The 16,102-nt window shown below is 45.0% G+C and carries 15 protein-coding genes; 1 reads left to right on the top strand and 14 read right to left on the bottom strand.

Features of this window, described 5'->3' with window-relative positions; translation table 11 throughout:
- Positions 1-3: 3 nt before the first annotated feature.
- The 8 genes from galE to NNL21_RS09690 are packed head-to-tail and all read right to left on the bottom strand — an operon-like array spanning position 4 to position 9,702.
- Entirely contained in the window at positions 4-1,080 is a 1,077-nt protein-coding gene (gene galE / locus NNL21_RS09655) for a UDP-glucose 4-epimerase GalE (protein WP_204817282.1), read from the bottom strand.
- Positions 1,077-2,633, bottom strand: coding sequence for a lipopolysaccharide biosynthesis protein (locus NNL21_RS09660; protein ID WP_204817280.1), 1,557 nt, complete (start codon positions 2,631-2,633; stop codon positions 1,077-1,079). Before NNL21_RS09660 ends, galE begins: the two co-directional genes overlap by 4 nt.
- Before the next feature lie 28 nt (positions 2,634-2,661).
- Positions 2,662-3,864 carry a glycoside hydrolase family 88 protein gene (locus NNL21_RS09665; RefSeq protein ID WP_204817933.1) on the bottom strand — a complete coding sequence of 401 codons (1,203 nt, stop codon included), beginning with the start codon at positions 3,862-3,864 and terminating at the stop codon, positions 2,662-2,664.
- 11 nt (positions 3,865-3,875) lie between these two features.
- Positions 3,876-5,057 carry a glycosyltransferase gene (locus tag NNL21_RS09670; RefSeq protein WP_204817278.1) on the bottom strand — a complete coding sequence of 394 codons (1,182 nt, stop codon included), beginning with the start codon at positions 5,055-5,057 and terminating at the stop codon, positions 3,876-3,878.
- A gap of 13 nt (positions 5,058-5,070) precedes the next feature.
- On the bottom strand, positions 5,071-6,264 hold the full coding sequence (locus NNL21_RS09675) for a glycosyltransferase (protein ID WP_204817275.1): 1,194 nt from the start codon (positions 6,262-6,264) through the stop codon (positions 5,071-5,073).
- A 13-nt stretch (positions 6,265-6,277) separates the two neighbouring features.
- Positions 6,278-7,438 carry a polysaccharide pyruvyl transferase family protein gene (locus NNL21_RS09680; protein ID WP_204817273.1) on the bottom strand — a complete coding sequence of 387 codons (1,161 nt, stop codon included), beginning with the start codon at positions 7,436-7,438 and terminating at the stop codon, positions 6,278-6,280.
- An 18-nt stretch (positions 7,439-7,456) separates the two neighbouring features.
- The gene (locus tag NNL21_RS09685; protein WP_204817272.1) at positions 7,457-8,488 is read right to left on the bottom strand and encodes a glycosyltransferase; all 1,032 of its coding nucleotides are present in this window, start codon (positions 8,486-8,488) and stop codon (positions 7,457-7,459) included.
- A gap of 32 nt (positions 8,489-8,520) precedes the next feature.
- Positions 8,521-9,702, bottom strand: coding sequence for a nucleotidyltransferase domain-containing protein (locus NNL21_RS09690; protein ID WP_204817271.1), 1,182 nt, complete (start codon positions 9,700-9,702; stop codon positions 8,521-8,523).
- 88 nt (positions 9,703-9,790) lie between these two features.
- Here NNL21_RS09690 and NNL21_RS09695 point away from each other — a divergent pair, with 88 nt between their 5' ends.
- Complete coding sequence (locus NNL21_RS09695; RefSeq protein ID WP_204817270.1) at positions 9,791-10,432, top strand: acetyltransferase; 642 nt, start codon at positions 9,791-9,793, stop codon at positions 10,430-10,432.
- A 5-nt stretch (positions 10,433-10,437) separates the two neighbouring features.
- Here the strand turns inward: NNL21_RS09695 and NNL21_RS09700 are convergent, their stop codons facing one another.
- The 6 genes from NNL21_RS09700 to NNL21_RS09725 are packed head-to-tail and all read right to left on the bottom strand — an operon-like array spanning position 10,438 to position 16,098.
- A complete protein-coding gene (locus tag NNL21_RS09700; RefSeq protein ID WP_204817269.1) occupies positions 10,438-11,043 on the bottom strand; it encodes a sugar transferase in 606 nt (201 codons plus the stop codon).
- Positions 11,027-12,241 (bottom strand): glycosyltransferase, encoded by a 1,215-nt coding sequence (locus NNL21_RS09705; protein WP_204817268.1) that lies wholly within the window; start codon positions 12,239-12,241, stop codon positions 11,027-11,029. The genes NNL21_RS09700 and NNL21_RS09705 overlap by 17 nt, the downstream gene beginning before the upstream one ends.
- A gap of 15 nt (positions 12,242-12,256) precedes the next feature.
- Positions 12,257-13,000, bottom strand: coding sequence for a glycosyltransferase family 32 protein (locus NNL21_RS09710; RefSeq protein ID WP_204817267.1), 744 nt, complete (start codon positions 12,998-13,000; stop codon positions 12,257-12,259).
- Positions 12,984-14,087 (bottom strand): acyltransferase family protein, encoded by a 1,104-nt coding sequence (locus NNL21_RS09715; protein ID WP_204817266.1) that lies wholly within the window; start codon positions 14,085-14,087, stop codon positions 12,984-12,986. Before NNL21_RS09715 ends, NNL21_RS09710 begins: the two co-directional genes overlap by 17 nt.
- Positions 14,088-14,110: 23 nt before the next feature.
- Positions 14,111-15,175 carry an EpsG family protein gene (locus NNL21_RS09720; RefSeq protein WP_204817264.1) on the bottom strand — a complete coding sequence of 355 codons (1,065 nt, stop codon included), beginning with the start codon at positions 15,173-15,175 and terminating at the stop codon, positions 14,111-14,113.
- A 20-nt stretch (positions 15,176-15,195) separates the two neighbouring features.
- Complete coding sequence (locus NNL21_RS09725; protein WP_204817261.1) at positions 15,196-16,098, bottom strand: glycosyltransferase family A protein; 903 nt, start codon at positions 16,096-16,098, stop codon at positions 15,196-15,198.
- Positions 16,099-16,102 lie beyond the last annotated feature (4 nt).

Genomic DNA, 16,102 nt, shown 5'->3' on the forward strand with positions numbered 1-16,102 from the left:
CTTTCACACCCCCAAAGATGGCGCAACTAAAAAACCTCGCGGCCCATTGGCCTGCGAGGTCGTTACCATTTCTTTATACCCTTCTGGATTACGAAGCTGCCACTGCCAGGAATCTTCACACATCTCTTCGATATCCCGAACGGCCTTCCAGCCGAGTTCATGCTGTGCTTTAGAGGGATCCGCGTAGCAAGTTGCAATGTCACCCGGTCTCCTATCTACAACGGTATATGGAATTGTTCTCCCCGAGACTTTCTCGAATGCTCGAACAACATCCAGTACACTGTAGCCTTTACCCGTACCCAGATTGTAGATATCCAAGCCCGGTGCCGATAGGCACTTCTCCAGTGCCCGCAGATGACCCTGCGCAAGATCGGCAACATGAATATAATCTCTAACCCCGGTACCATCACTGGTCGGATAATCATTGCCGTAAACGGTCAGTTGATCTCTTCTTCCAATGGCTACTTGCGTAATAAACGGCATGAGATTATTAGGAATACCACTTGGATCCTCACCGATTCGTCCGCTCTTATGCGCACCGATCGGATTGAAATAACGAAGTATAGAAATCCCCCACGCAGGATTGGAAGCATACAGGTCCTGTAACACCTGCTCGATCATCTGCTTGGTCCGACCGTATGGGTTGGTTGCCCCAACCGGGAACTTCTCCGTAATGGGTACGCTCTCCGGCAAGCCGTAAACCGTGGCGGATGAGCTAAATACGAAGCGATGGACGCCATATTTGCTCATTGTCTCGCAGAGATGGAATGTACTTGTCATATTACTATAATAATAATGCATTGGTGAGCTGACCGATTCACCGACAGCCTTAAGTCCAGCCAGATGAATGACGGCCTGAATCGTATGATTCGAAAAAACGCGATCCAGTTCGTCAAGATTCAATAAATCGATGGCATACACCGGGAACTCCTTGCCTGTTATTTCACTCACTCTTCTTAGTGCTTCCGGTGAGCTGTTTGAGAAATTATCCAAGACGGCTATGTCATATCCCGCTTGAAGCAGTTCCACACAAGTATGACTTCCGATATATCCGGCACCACCAGTTACAAGAATGGTCATTGCTCCACCCCCTCCATCTTTCGGGATAATTTGGATCCGATCGGCAGCTTCTTGATGAGAGCTGCAATCAATCGGCTTATATATTTGAATTCATCTGATTTATAGAAAACCGCTATATATACGGCATTGATGACGAATAAACAAACGATGCTTTTCCATACGATAGAGAAAAACCCATCCATCCGAATAAATCCGGTCATATACTGAGCGGCGAAGTATGTCCCTATGCCTACTGCCGTATAAGCTCCGTAACGGAGGAAATAATGCCCTAAGGGCTGTTGAAAAACTTTACGATAAACTAGAAGCGGTGTCAGCCAGTAAGGAACAACTAGTGCGCTTATGAGAGATCCAACAAACACACCTGTGATACCCATATAATGGACTAATACAAGAGATAGCGTTACACTTACCGCCGCTTGACATAAAGGGGCGAATCGATCTTCATAAAAAATGCCCGCCGTCGTCTTAACCGTCGTAATTGAATTTCTCATCCCTCTCTCGTAAAACAGCAGCATTAATACGAATAGAACGCTGCCTTCCATCAGAAACTTCGAGCCTAGCCAAACCGTAATGAAGGGCTGGATGATGATAGCCAAGAAAATTGTAAATAAGGAGTACAACCAGAAATTCATCAGCATTGTAACTTTGTATACTTGATACACCTTAGCGCTGCTTTCCTTGGCAACCAAATTGCCAACACTGTGGTACATATTATTAAAAATTTGGTTCAGAAAGGTCCTGCTGATATCGATTAGCATCTTATAATTGGAATACAGTCCAACGGCCGCTAGACTGACGAAGGCTGAAATAATGAGACTATCTGCACCAAGAACGAAATAGGCACCGATATTTTGCAGTACGATCGCCTTTATATTCTTGAACAGGTTCGCCTTCGTTTCCGCATCCAGCTTGCCTGTCGGCTTGTTTTTCAAGAAAGGGTACATCCTGTTCACAATGGTATTCAGGATCATGGAGGTCGTAATCGTAATAATGCTGTCCATGACAAGGTATAGAATATAATTTTGTGTATAAGTCAGGACGGCGATTTTCAAGCTGGTGGATACAATCTGCGAAACGGAATACACACTCGTTACCACATAGCCCTTTTGACTTACATTCAAGAAAGACTGTTTATATTGAAAGAAATAGGGTATGACGGTATTGAATAAGAATATCAAATAGATCATGTAGACGTCTTTCACGCTGGTATCTTTTACAAAGTGGTCTAGAAACGGTAGAAGTGTCAGTCCTAGAAGGAGTACAACAAGAGCAATGCCAAGATAGGCATTACGGTACAGCTTCATCAGCCGATTTATTTTTTCTTGATCATTCTCTGCCACAGGCTTATACAGATTGTATATGATGCTTGACCCTATGCCCGCTTCAGCCAACGATAGCATGGCTAATAGGCTGGTAAAAAGTCCATTGACCCCCAAATATTCAATCCCCAAGGTACTTATGAACACACTTCTTGATATGAAGCTTAGTGCCGTAATGATGAGCTGATTGCCTAGACCTGCAGATATGTTGATGAGCGAGCTTTTTACTCTCATTGGATCCCTCTTTTGAAGCAAGATGCACTCATTTTCCTCGTGTGCCATTCTTCTTGCGCACGTTATATTGTTGAATCATCCTGACACTAAAGCCTTGTGTGAATGGAAGGATGCCAAACTGGTTGGAATACACGCCGATATCTTTAGTATCACCTTGGGAAAAGTCGACAGCCCCGTTCCTTCTGGTCACCCTCATCAAATAATGCACAGCATGCTCTGCGCTTGCCGAGCAGTCAACCGTTAATTCAGGAATGGATGCTGCTTGAAGCATGAACCAGCCTAACGTTGCCGTTGCGGATGAATCGGTAATCGACTCCTTGCGCGTAACGGTCCAGTTCCAATTACCGCTGGGCTGTTGAAACTGGATGGCAGCATGAGCAAACCTGCTCACGCAGTTATTAAGCTCCTCTTTATACTGATGTCCCGAAGGCAGTTCATTCCACGCATCAATGAGTCCAATCGCATACCATCCGAGCCCTCTGCCCCAGCCGTATAGGCCAAGCGGCACATCACTGTCGATCTGATAGGCATGGCAAGGAATACCGTAATTCGGCAGCATTCCGTGTTGTTCATACGTCTGAATTTGCTTAACAGATAGGTCTATACAAGCATCTACCTGATAACGAAGTCCATAGGTGATTAGGAAAGGGCAAATAAAACCAACCGTATCTACATATCGATAGTCTTTCATGGACTTGCGATATTCTACAGTTCCATCCTCGCCGATATGCTCCTTAATCATGGCCCATATATAATCAAGCGCTTCTTTGTAACGGTCTGTGTCCACAAAGGATAACTTCATGACAGCATAAGCAAGAATTGCCCCATCCACATGCTTGGGCTTCTCTCGCCATTGACCCTTACGATCGAACGTTGCTTCCAAGTATTTCGTGACCGCTAATTCGACGCCCTTATCTTCGTGTTGCTTCAAATATTCGGATATCCCCAGCAGCAATGCCGCTTCCTGCCAATGCTGAATGGAAGAACGCGAGTAATTGCCGCGCAGCATATCAATAACGATCAGTCTCGTTTGGTCAGTTAGCTTGATCGTCGGTGTATGATTCAACCACTTTACCGCCAATCCGGTTATCGATTCTCCCCATTCATCCGTATTACGCATGCGTCCGATATGGATTCTGCCGAACCAGTCTTTCCACATCGGGATCATATCAATGATTAAGATAACGGCGACAATTGCGAGAAGCGTCAGTAGTGCGATTTGGATCAGGATACAATCACGTCCTAGCTAATGAATTGATAGAGTTTGTCTATCTCGGATTCCGTCCCCAAATATTCCTTAGATAGATGGCGCTCGAACGAATCCCTTAATTCTTTGTCATTGATTAATCGTTTGATGCCTTCGTATATGGATGCTGGATCTTGCTGGACGATCAGCCCATTCTTCTCGTTGCGGATCTGTGCATGGATGACATTGAAGTCGGTCGACACGATCGGCCTCTGTAATATCTTCGCTTCCGTGATCGTTAAGCAATGACCCTCGAATAACGAGGTTTGCACATAGATATCACATTGCCTTATATACGGATATGGATTGTCTTTAACCCCCGTCAGAATAAAGGAAGCTTCCAGATTACGTGCTTGGATAAGACCCTCCAGCTTCCTCCGTTCATCGCCTTCCCCTACCACATACCACTTGATATCGTAGCCCTCTTCGATCAACATCGCACAAGCCTCTACGGCCATTTCGAACCCCTTCTGATAGTGCAGCCTTCCCACAGAAACGATTGAAATCCCTTTATGCCTTAAGTCTACCTTCTTTTGGGACAGCCTCTTAATGACGTCGGGAGATACGATGTTATACATCAATTGAATCTTTGTTTCGAACATCGGGAATCGATCCTTGAGTACTTTGACACACCCGTCAGAAACCGTCACAATATGATCCAGCCGCTCGAAATAGCTTCTATCGATGGCAGGGTCCATACCGAGCTGATCGTAATCGTTATGTATAAATCCGATTTTTTTAGCAGCAGTTACTTTTTCGATGCAATAATAGATCGGGTTTTTCTCCAAATAGCCGATTGCTGCGTCATACTGCTTCGGCAAACTTGGCAGCGCCCTGGACATATACTTCCAAACCCTTTGTTCACAGCGCACTCTGTTCTTCTCGCTTCTGAATATGAATGCCGCGCATGTCCGGGCGATGGCTATATCAATCCTGCCCTTGAGAATACAATCTTTGATCGCCGCCTTAATGGGCATATCAAAGTATCTGTAAGCTGGAGGTTCTTCCAAGACGTTAACTTGTTTCGGAATATCCGCGAGAAAGATGCCCTCCCGGCGGAATAATAATAAATCGACATTATAACCGGAATAATCAATTGTATTTAATAAAGCGATAAGCGCCTTTTCCGCGCCGCCGCAATTCAAATTATTCATTACAAATAGCAGATTTTTCTTCATACCATCCATCCACCTATGCAAATAGACTGTTCAGCTTCGTAATTTCTTCTTCCGTTCCGAGCTTCGAGCGCGATAAGTTTCCAACAAAGCGGCCTCTCAGCGTATCATCCGTTATCAGCTTCTCAATCCCGTCAGCAATCGCACACGGATCCATCCCGACAATCAACCCGTTCTCTTCGTGCTGGATCTGGTCCTTAGCTGTGCTGAAGTTGGTTACCACGATCGGCTTCTTCATAATTTTGGCTTCATCGATTGCAATGGATTTCCCTTCGTATCTAGAGGGTTGAACATACAAATCGGCTTGCTTGAGAAACGGATACGGGTTCGATTTCAAACCAAGCAAGTGGAATTGATGCTCCACCCCATATTTCCGTATAAGCTCCGTTAAGGCCTCTCTCAGTTCCCCCTCACCGATGACATACCACTTCACCTTGCATCCACGTTCTACGAGAATGCTGCAGGCTTCAATTGCCCATTCGAACCCCTTCTGATCATGCAGTCTGCCAATGGAAAGGATGACCTGTTCGCCGTTCTTGCGTGAATATAGGTCCTCATCCTCTTCCTCCGCCATCTTATAGATCATATCGGGTGACACAATGTTGTACACGACATGGATCTTCTTTCGTTGATCTGGAAATCGGGCCCGCAAGATTTCCGCACATTCATCGGATACGGTAACAATGTGGTTTAATTGCTCGAAATATAGGCGATCGATGGCTGGATCCATACCAAACTGATCATAATCAATATGAACCCAGCCGATTTTCTTAGCTGCATCCACCTTATCTACACACAGATAAGTGGAGGTGTTCTCTAGAAAGCCAATAGCAACATCGTAATGTGCGTCTAGTTTCTCCAGAGCGCGCGATAGATGCTTCCAGCTGTGCTGTTCATTAATCGGAATACTTCTTGCTCTTCGCACATTAAAGGCATACATGAGTCTGTTGAATACTAAAGATAATTTCCTCTCCCTCAACAGCTTCAGTACCGATGAAACGAATGGCAGGGTAAACCATTTATAGGTTTGCTGCGAAGGCAGTACTCGGACCTCAGGCGGCAAATATTCCATAAAAATCCCATCGTGATTAAACAAGAAGAGATCGACTTGATATTCGTTATAATCCAGTTGGGATAATAAATTAACCAAGCTCTTCTCTCCGCCTCCGGCAGATAAACTTGGCATAATAAACAGCAGTCGCTTTTTCATCACGCACCTCGAATTAATGGACAAGTTCTTGTAAATAATCAACGGCTTTATAAGATAGCTTCTTAATTCCGGGGATGGACTGCTGCATTTTTCGTTTTAAATCGTTCTCTTCCCGCACCATTTCATCGAATTTCTTCTTCAGTATCACCGAATCCGATATTTCACCGATATTCAGAACCAGCTTCTCTTCCCCGAAAATATCTTTGGCGATCCCTTTGGACTTTACGCTGTAACCGAGCACCATCGTAGGTACAAAGTTGGAATACGCTGCAATTGTCGCATGTGTCCGGGCTCCGATAAAAAACCGCATTCTGGCGATATAACCCTTATATTGAATGGCGTTCAAGTTGTCCGGAAGGAGGATGACTCTACCCGTATGACGAAATTCCTCATAATACTTATGCAGCACTTCGTAGTCGTTGTTTCCATCCTGGGTGACATGCGGCGTGAGCGCAATGGTCATATTCGTCGTTTGCAAAATGTGATGCAGCAGATCTCTTGCCGCTTCTTCGGACTGTTTGTTTCGCTTCCATATGAGGGGGCTGTAATTGAATCCAACCGTGTTGCCCTCCTGCCAGCCATCAGGCAGCGGCAGCTCCTCCTTTATCATTGTAAAAGCAGAATCTGCACACAATTTAACATTCGTTAATCCTTTACTCCGCAATAACTCGTAGGAGAGCGTCTCTCGCGTAAGTATAAGGTCGAAGAGCTTTAAATCGGCTAGCTTTCTCTCGGACAAATCCTCTTCTCCGATTGAGCATCCCCATAAGACAAGCTTCTTCCCTTGGGCCTTCACCCGTCTGTCAATCTCGTACCAACCCGGCTGTTCCCCGTAACAGTAATTATCTCCGCCAATGGACAGACAGACATCCATATCTTTAATGTGCTTGATCGTATTGTCTTCAATTTTTCCTAAAGCATAGGATTCATCACGGAACAACTTCACCTGCAGCGACGAAATGAACCAGTCATATGAATATTTGGCAATGTTTCTTTTGGACGCATCAAACACACCATCTAGCTTGGTGATAACTTTATCCGTTGCCGGTTTCTCCGAAGCTAAGTAAACTTTCGCTCCCGTAACCCGTTCCTTAATGATCTCAGTTGATGCACGAACGATGGCTTCACATCCCCGATTTAAGCTTCCTCCGTGCGCAAACATCAAAATTTTCATCTCTGCCATCCTCCTGTTTTACTTGCTTCTCAATCGACTATAGGCAGCCGCACAATACAGGCCTGGTGTAAACCGCCTTTTTATCATGAAGAACATAAATCGGTGGTAGTTCCCTAATGTTCCATAAACCTCTTTGTAGTAAATCGGTAATGCGTTCCTTACATGGGGATTGTTAATCATCCGCTTGACATACTTATATCTTTCGAAGAAACTGACGTCCGCAGTAGGTTTAAAGTACATATAACTAAAAGACATCACACTATTCATAAGCTTGATTGAACGCAGATTACTAATGTCAGAAGAGTCGATTTGCATCGCATCCATCTCAGGATTTTCTCGTTTATAGGCTTCGAGAGCCCGGCCAAAATAATCTTTCGACATGATATCTCTCGTCGCGCTGCCCGCTACTTCTCTATAATGGTAGCCGGTGTAGTTTATATACTTCATCGTATTTGCTAGACTAAATAACCTTATATTAAACCGTTCATCCTCGCCCAACGCTACCCCTTCAGGAAACTTCAGACCGCTGCTTTGAATAATGGCATTACGGAATAACTTATTGCAGACAGAATTCAAGCTTTCTTCCTTCATGAAATGGGCCATAATTTCTTGCTCAATAAATGCCCGATTCAATTGGATACCTGTCGGAAACGGATAGGAGACTGTAACCTTATGCCCTTCCATCTCACTCTCGTAATTCGAAACCACCACATCACAATCATCTTGCTTCGCCGCGCGATACAACACTTCGTACATGTCCGGCTCGACGGTATCGTCCGCATCGACAAAACCGACATATTCGCCAGACGCTTCTGCTAGCCCCGTGTTCCTTGCCGTACTGACACCTTGATTCGCTTGATTGATCAGCCTGATCCGAGCATCCGCCTGCATATAGGTCTCAATGATGGAATGGCTTTGATCCTTGGAACCATCGTTGATGAATATAAATTCACAGTCCTGCAGCGTTTGATTCAAAAGGGATTCGATGCAGGGTGCGAGGTACTTCTCCGCATTAAACACAGGGACGACGACACTCACTTTAAGACTCATACGCCATGTTCTCCTTATATCTAGCCTTGTACCTAGTAACCGTGTCTTCTCGTTTTTCTCCATGCCCACAGGAAAGGACGCAATGGGAAGTAAAGCACATGCAGCGATTTCGGCAAGGGGAGCGTCTGGGTATCCATCGGATACGGAAACAAACAGCTTAATAAGAACAACGCCTTTTGCTGCATGGACATAAGAGCAAACAAGTGCTTCTTGTGATAATTCGCTACCTCAACAGGCAGCGGTTCACTGTGTAAATTGATCATCTGTCCAATGTAGAACATCGCGTCATGGGCCAGCTTTCTTGAACGGCTTCCTTCTGTTAACTCCTTCATCGAATCGCTAAGCGGTGTGTGCAGCAGCTCTGAGGTTAAGTACAAGGCCTGACCGGCTGTATGGAGAAAGTGATTGTTCTGCAGCAGTCTCTTAAACAGATCCATGTCAAGTTCTTGCTGCGAAATCTGGTTAATATCCAGCAGCCAGCGCAGTCTGGACCAACCATGACGCGCCCCGTGAGAGACCAGGAACAGAAACAAGTCCTCGCGCCCCAGAAGATGAACGGGATCCGTCGATATTGTACTCAGCCTCCTGCGTTCCCATAATTCGTTGAACGCCGGTTCCTTCGAAGGACCGGGGTTCAAGCGCCAATGGATTTCCAGCTTAACCCGCTTGGCAGGATGGTAGTAGGCAACGTGATGATGCCTCCACTTCCAGTCATTCAAGACCGACAGCAAATTATCTTCCTTCACGTAACCTATTCCCTCGAGAACCATCTGGACTCGATCTAAGTCATCGAGATGGACAAGAACATCCAGATCAGAGGACGTGCGATGTGAAAGACTGCCGTAGAGATCTACCGCAACTACAGGACCCTTGAGCATAATGGAACGTATTCCTCTTCCATTCAATTGTTTACTAACATCCGTCATTTCGCCGCTTAGCTGCAGCATGTGCAACGTATTTTTCCGGTATTCATGAGTGATCGATTGCATGACATATGGCGGTATGCCTGTTAAGGAAAGCTGTTTGATTCTATGGTTTAGGAACGGGACGAGGCGGTGATGTCTCGATAGTTGAAGAAAATGATCCCAGTTCACATCGGCATGCTGCTCCAGATCAGCTTGAATTTCTTTCTCCGAATAATCGGATCTCATGAAGGAAAGCAGTAGCTTAAGCTCACTGGGAAGGAGCTCCAAATCTATACCATCGTGTCTCATCCAAATCTCCTTCATATTCGTTTTCTCTTATTTCAATGTGCTAGAATACTAGTATCCCAATCATCTTGGTTCAGAAAGGGCGTTTCCCATGGAAGAAATCGTCATTATTGGTTCTGGCGGTCATGCCAAAGTCGTAATCGATTGCGTAGAACAATCCAAACAGCATATGATCATCGGTTTAATCGACGAGCATAAACCGCCCGGAACGCATGTATACGGCTACGAAGTTCTTGGCGGTCTGGATACGCTGCGGGCAAGCAGCGGCATTGTCGCAATCGGAGATAACTGGATCCGTTCGTTAATGGTAGACCGTATTATGCAGCTCAACCCGCAGTTTCGGTTTATGACAAGCGTTCATCCTTCTGCGTCAATTGCACGAGGTGTCACCATAGGAGAGGGAACCGTCGTTATGGCTGGCGCTATTATTAATAGCGATACCGAGATTGGCAAGCATTGCATCTTGAACACGAAGTCATCCGTGGACCATGACAGCAGGATCGGAGATTTTGCCGCGCTTGCCCCGAATGCGACGACAGGCGGTCAAGTCCGCATGGGTCAGTATTCCGTCCTGTCACTGGGAGCACAAGTCATCCATGCCATCGAAATCGGTGAGCATTCGGTCATCGGAGCAGGTTCAACCGTACTCACATCCATTGCTTCCAATGCCGTGGCCTACGGAACGCCGGCCAAAGTCGTTCGAACACGCGAGCGCGGCGAACGTTACCTATAGCTCACTCATGCATCACGATGATGTTCGCTCCCCCGAAAGAGCGGCATCGTCGCATGGTTGGCATTGTTAATACCCACCGGTCGTATCACGCGCATGAACGTTAACATCATAATTTTGCAATCAAGCCAAAGGCTGTGATTCTCGACATACCAAACATCAAGCTGAAGCTTTTCTTCCCAAGTAATCGCATTTCTTCCGTTCACTTGCGACCAGCCGGTTATACCAGGCCGTACATCATGACGCTTGGCCTGCTCTTCCGAATACAGGGGAAGATAGTCCATTAATAGCGGTCTTGGACCGACCAAGCTTAGCTCGCCTTTGATGACGTTGAAAAGCTGCGGAAACTCATCCAGACTATATTTTCGCAGGAAAATTCCAAAGCCCGTCAATCGAAGATTATCCGATAACAGGACCCCGTTATTATCCTTGGCATCCGTCATGGTGCGAAACTTATACAAGACGAATGGTTTCCCGTTAAGTCCGGGACGCTGCTGCCTGAAGAATACGGGTTTACCGATTTTGATTCGAACTAGAATGGCCGTAAGCAGAATGAAGGGAGACAGCACGGTTAGCAGAAGGGTTGCGGCGCACAGATCAATTAGCCTTTTCATAGTACGCCTCTTCTCCTTCTATTAACTGATAGAATCTAGCCAGCTCATGTTGATATCGGCTGCCGGAGAGTTGAATACGTCTCGTTAAGCCTTCGCGGAGCTCCTTGCTTGCGATGAGCCGCATGATGCCTTCGGCAATCCCTTCAGCACTGACAGGTACGATAATTCCGGTTTCTCCGTCAATAACTTGGTGGCGAAACGAAGGTATATCGGTAACAACAAGCGGACGGCACAAGGCCAGTGCTTCTTCTACCGCAATGCAATGGGCTTCCGTCTTGGATGGCTGTATGTAGATGTCGCAGCCGTTCATATAGGGGTATGGATTCGCTTGTTCGCCAAGCAGAAGAAACCGCTCTTCCAGCTGAAGCTCTTTTGCACGCATCGTAAGTTCGCTTCGCAATGCGCCATCACCAACAATTTGCCAGCGGATATTGGCGCCCTGATTGACCAATAGGGCGCATGCCTCAAGGGCAAGCATGACCCCTTTCTCGTCTCCCAGGCGGGCAACCGTTGTCAATGTAATCCCCAAGAAACGATAATCTTCAACCTTCTCATTAGCCAAGCGGCGAATAGCGTCCACCGAAACCCGGTTTCGGATCACCCGCATCTTCGAGGCATACTCCGGAAAATAACTCTCCAGAGACAGCTTAGCCGAATCGGCCACCGTTACGATGTAATCGCACTTCGCGAAGCTCTTGCGTTCCATTCTCGGACATGGCCAGCCCTGCTGCTCACTATAGCCATAGTCCATATGATTATAGAGAATTTTCTTCCGGGCATTGACCTTCTCGGCCACATAATAATTGCAATGGAAGTCTAGATAGCTTATGGCCGCATCATACGGACTGCTGAGGGAGCGAAGTGCATGACGGTAGATCGCCCACCTGACTCCGACGCCTTTCCCCTCCGACAGAGCGGCGAGAGCCGAAGCCAATATTCTTCCCGCAAGCAGACGGAAACGGCCTTTTCTCAAGAGAATAGGAACCGCCTTTGACAATGGCACGGTAAAGGTATCGAATAATGGCGGAAGTATATTTACGCTCGGCGGCACTTGTTCGAACAACGCTCCACTATGATCGAACAAGAGCAGATCCACCTCGTATTTCTCATAGTCCAGCTCCGAGAGCAGGGTCAGAAGGCTTTTCTCAGCACCTCCTGTATGGAGGTATTGGGTGACAAATAACAACCGCTTCTTCAACGTCAACTTCCTTTCTTATCCTCTCATCCTAACTGCGTTCCGCAGTTTAGAGATCATCTTCGGACCTACGACCCGGCTCAGCATCCGCTTTACTTCACTACGATAACGAATATGAGCCGGCAGCCACGACTTTGCGAAGTGATGGATGGCATAGCTTTCATTCGTGATATAATTCGCACCGTTGATATAATCATAGGGACAGAAGGTTGTTCGCGGATAGAACACGACGCCGTTACTGAGCTCCTGGTATTGTCCGTTCGGGATTAAGCCGGTTGCTATGCAATGATTCGTAATGATACTCGTATTCGTTGTCATATCGAGCGATCCGTCTGCTCGGACGAAGTCAAGATCATCATAGTGCCGAAGCAGCTCCTCGATCCATATATGGCCCTTGGCAGATGCCATCAACCCAGTGGGCACATGCTTGTCGTCTTCAAAACCGGAGAATGCTTCATGATGAAGAAAGGCATCAAGCGGCTTTAGCACTTCCACATCCGTATCCATGTAAATCCCGCCATGATGATAGAGGGCATACAGTCGTACATAATCACTGACGAAAGCATATTTTCGCGATTCATAGGCCTGCTGCACATACCGGTTGGAATGAATGTCGAAATTATCCTCGTTCCACTCCATGAATTGATAGTCGCCCAAATAGCGCTGCCAGCTCTTCATACATTTCTTAATTTTGGGTGATTTCTCCCCACGGCCGAACCATACGAAATGGATGATTCGCGGAATTTTACTTGAATGATTCACTTAACCTCCCCTTTCTGTCTTGCTCCATGTTTCTACTTCTTCTCATTATCAGGTTATCTAACAATTTTTTGACCTTTATTCTCATTGGTTCTTCGTAAAAATGATACATCAAAACACTCAATAGAATTGTTACTGAAAAGCAGATCAGAATGAGCAGGTATGTATTAATATTTGGCTTCCACAAGAAGAAAATGTAACTTAAAACGAGATTATGAATCATATAAAATGAGAAGCTTACTTTCCCTAAATAAACTAAAATACGATTGGACAACAATGTTGAAATTGCCCCTCTTTGAAAAGAAAAAACATATATAAGAATACTCCAAATGGGAATAAAAAGTATTCCATATCTGATGTTCTGTGACATAGCCGGAGCGATTATGACTACTGCAACAAGTAAACCAACAGAACACAATTCAAATACACTAAACAGAAATGGTGAAATTCTTTTGACTATGGTCCTGGACTGCAGAAAAATAAACCCAAGTAGAACACCAGCCATAAATTCAAATAGTCTGGTTACGGGGAAGAAATAAGCAAACCACAACACAAAACTGCCTTTATCCGGTAATAGGGAGAAGGATATGACTAAGGTAAGCCAGACAACACACAAGACTACTACTTTGGTTTTTATTTTCTTAAAATATTTCAAAGCTATAAAAACAAGAATAGGAAACATGGCATAAAAAAAGAGCTCATCGGATAAGCTCCACGACACACCATTAAATGAAACATTACCAAATGGGATAAAGCTATGTATTAACAATAGATTTGTAGCTGCCTGAATTATATACAGAGCCGTATCGTGTTTGAGCGGAATAAAAAAGTAATAAGGTATAGCTAAAAAAAATGTAAATACATGTACTGGATATATTTTCGCAATTCTGGACGAATAGAATTTTTTCATTTCGATATTATTGAAGCTTCTCATCTTAACACTATAGGTGTACGTAAGAATAAAGCCTGAAAGGATAAAAAAGAAGCTTACTCCTACATATCCTAGTTGAAATGCTGATCCTATCTCTACATGATGAATAAATACCAGTAAAGCTGCTAAAAATCGAAAGGAGGTTAACGGATTCAGCATAGACTTCCATTCTCCAATACTAATTATTTTATAAAGTTGCTGCCGTATTGTGTGCCAAATATAATGACACATTCATAGAAGTAAAAAATGAAATAGCAAACCAAAATGCCATAATACATGAGCTTTTGATCTTTTTCCCTAAATACCTTGATAACCCATGAAAGCAAGATAAGCTGATATAGCCCAAAATAAATAGAGAATCTGGCAAAAATCCAGTTCTGAGTGGAGATAATCATGAATACGCAATTGATTAAGTTCAAGTTTACTATGTAGTCTATATTAGGGAATAGCACCCTAAGTTTATCCCGTCCCAGGAAAGCAATAACTAGCGGGATTAGAGCCACAACCACACGAAGGATATTTGCTCCGCCTTCCGAGAAGTTCTGATACTGGCCGTATTGGCTATCTCCTATAACAGAGAATAAAGCGCCCATAAATTGATTAAAACCAATAACAATTACTACTGCTACGGCCACCAATAGGACCGTTTGTTTGGTCCATGCCTTTTTTCTAACTACGAAATAGATCGGAAGTAAAATCAGAGCGCTCTTGTGTATCGTTGAGGCTAGCAGAACAATCAGAACGTATTTCTTCCAGTCGCCGTTAAGCAAATATTTCGTGCTCGTAAAAATAATGGCTGCTGCAAGATACTGCCTTATCCCGTTCATAGATGTTAGATACATACCGCTCGTTATATAAATGAATATACTAAGTTCCACAATCCTAGAGTACCTGTATATAACTGCGACAATTAATACGTTTGTTATCAGTGCAGTCACAAAGATCATGATCTGAGGGTCTCTACTAATGCTCTGTAAAATCATTTGAAGAATAATAAAGCCAAAATCACCGTTAAAATCGAGTGTCTCCCACGTATAAATACCCGTCACATAGGAATGAACGTAATATACCGTATCCCCGATGTTATTCCGAAGTCCAGCTACTAATGCTAATACAGCCATTGTAATGAAAGCTGGAAAAACACTGGGTTGTATATAAGTAGGACCTATGCTGACCGGTTTGGAGAAATACCTAGACAGAAGAGAAAATATATACGCGAGTGCCAAGGTGAACCAAAATACCGTCATTGCCATACCCCTTCATTACACTAGTTGGCTTTTAACGTCGTCGATCTCCGTGTATTCCGTATGTACAAATAGAGCAGTGCTCCCACAGGTGCAGCCAGAAACGTTGACAACTTGCACGGTGAATCCAACAAAAAACGACGATTTTCTATCATTAGACTACTCGCCACATAATGGATCGATTCCCGCAGCCGCTTCTTATAGGTGGGAGCGTACTTCATCGAAACCTTGCGAAAGAACGTAAACCCGCGCGGGTTGTTTCTATACTGCTTGATAATATTCATGCTGGAACCGTCGGCCAAGTATTCGACGATGCACAGCACCTCGTTCATGACGAGCAGCGGATGCTGCTGGTCGATTAGAATATATTTGTACGCAAGCGGACAATACTTCTCACCCGGGAATAAAGGGTAAGGCGGACATTGCCTGGTCAGCTCTGAACGGTAAACAAGCTTCTTGTCACCCTTCACGCCATGCAACTCGTAAAGGTCTGTTAGCTTGGAGGTCTTCAGCTGGTCTGGCATCCGCGTTCCAATAATTTCGCCGCTTGGGGATGCGTCTAAGCCGACGATTCCGGATACCTGCTTGCTGCCGTGCATCTCCCAGAAGGCAATGATTTTCTCAACGGCATCATCGGGCATATAATCATCTGAATCAATACATACGTTCAATTCGGTATCAATCAATTCATAGGCTGTGTTATGCGCGCCGTGCATGCCTTGATTTTCTTGATAATGGTATCTAATCGGAATGATCCCCTCATCAATCCAATCCTCGACCAGCTGTCTGGTATCATCGCTCGAGCCGTCATCGATAATAAGCCATATGAATTGCCGGCAGCTCTGGCGGACCAAGCTCGCGTAACATTGATGAAGGATATACGCCCTGTTGTATGTAGGTGTAAAAACAGTCAGTATCGGTGCCACCTTT

The sequence above is a fragment of the Paenibacillus mendelii genome (assembly GCF_024498075.1).
Lineage (GTDB): Bacteria > Bacillota > Bacilli > Paenibacillales > Paenibacillaceae > Paenibacillus_Z > Paenibacillus_Z mendelii.

Excerpts from the sequence above, each read along its gene's own strand:
- galE (WP_204817282.1), bottom strand. The coding sequence starts at position 1,080 with ATGACCATTCTTGTAACTGGTGGTGCCGGATATATCGGAAGTCATACT.
- NNL21_RS09660 (WP_204817280.1), bottom strand. The coding sequence starts at position 2,633 with ATGAGAGTAAAAAGCTCGCTCATCAACATATCTGCAGGTCTAGGCAAT.
- NNL21_RS09670 (WP_204817278.1), bottom strand. The coding sequence starts at position 5,057 with ATGAAGAAAAATCTGCTATTTGTAATGAATAATTTGAATTGCGGCGGC.
- NNL21_RS09675 (WP_204817275.1), bottom strand. The coding sequence starts at position 6,264 with ATGAAAAAGCGACTGCTGTTTATTATGCCAAGTTTATCTGCCGGAGGC.
- NNL21_RS09680 (WP_204817273.1), bottom strand. The coding sequence starts at position 7,438 with ATGAAAATTTTGATGTTTGCGCACGGAGGAAGCTTAAATCGGGGATGT.
- NNL21_RS09685 (WP_204817272.1), bottom strand. The coding sequence starts at position 8,488 with ATGAGTCTTAAAGTGAGTGTCGTCGTCCCTGTGTTTAATGCGGAGAAG.
- NNL21_RS09690 (WP_204817271.1), bottom strand. The coding sequence starts at position 9,702 with ATGAGACACGATGGTATAGATTTGGAGCTCCTTCCCAGTGAGCTTAAG.
- NNL21_RS09695 (WP_204817270.1), top strand. The coding sequence starts at position 9,791 with ATGGAAGAAATCGTCATTATTGGTTCTGGCGGTCATGCCAAAGTCGTA.
- NNL21_RS09700 (WP_204817269.1), bottom strand. The coding sequence starts at position 11,043 with ATGAAAAGGCTAATTGATCTGTGCGCCGCAACCCTTCTGCTAACCGTG.
- NNL21_RS09715 (WP_204817266.1), bottom strand. The coding sequence starts at position 14,087 with ATGCTGAATCCGTTAACCTCCTTTCGATTTTTAGCAGCTTTACTGGTA.
- NNL21_RS09720 (WP_204817264.1), bottom strand. The coding sequence starts at position 15,175 with ATGACGGTATTTTGGTTCACCTTGGCACTCGCGTATATATTTTCTCTT.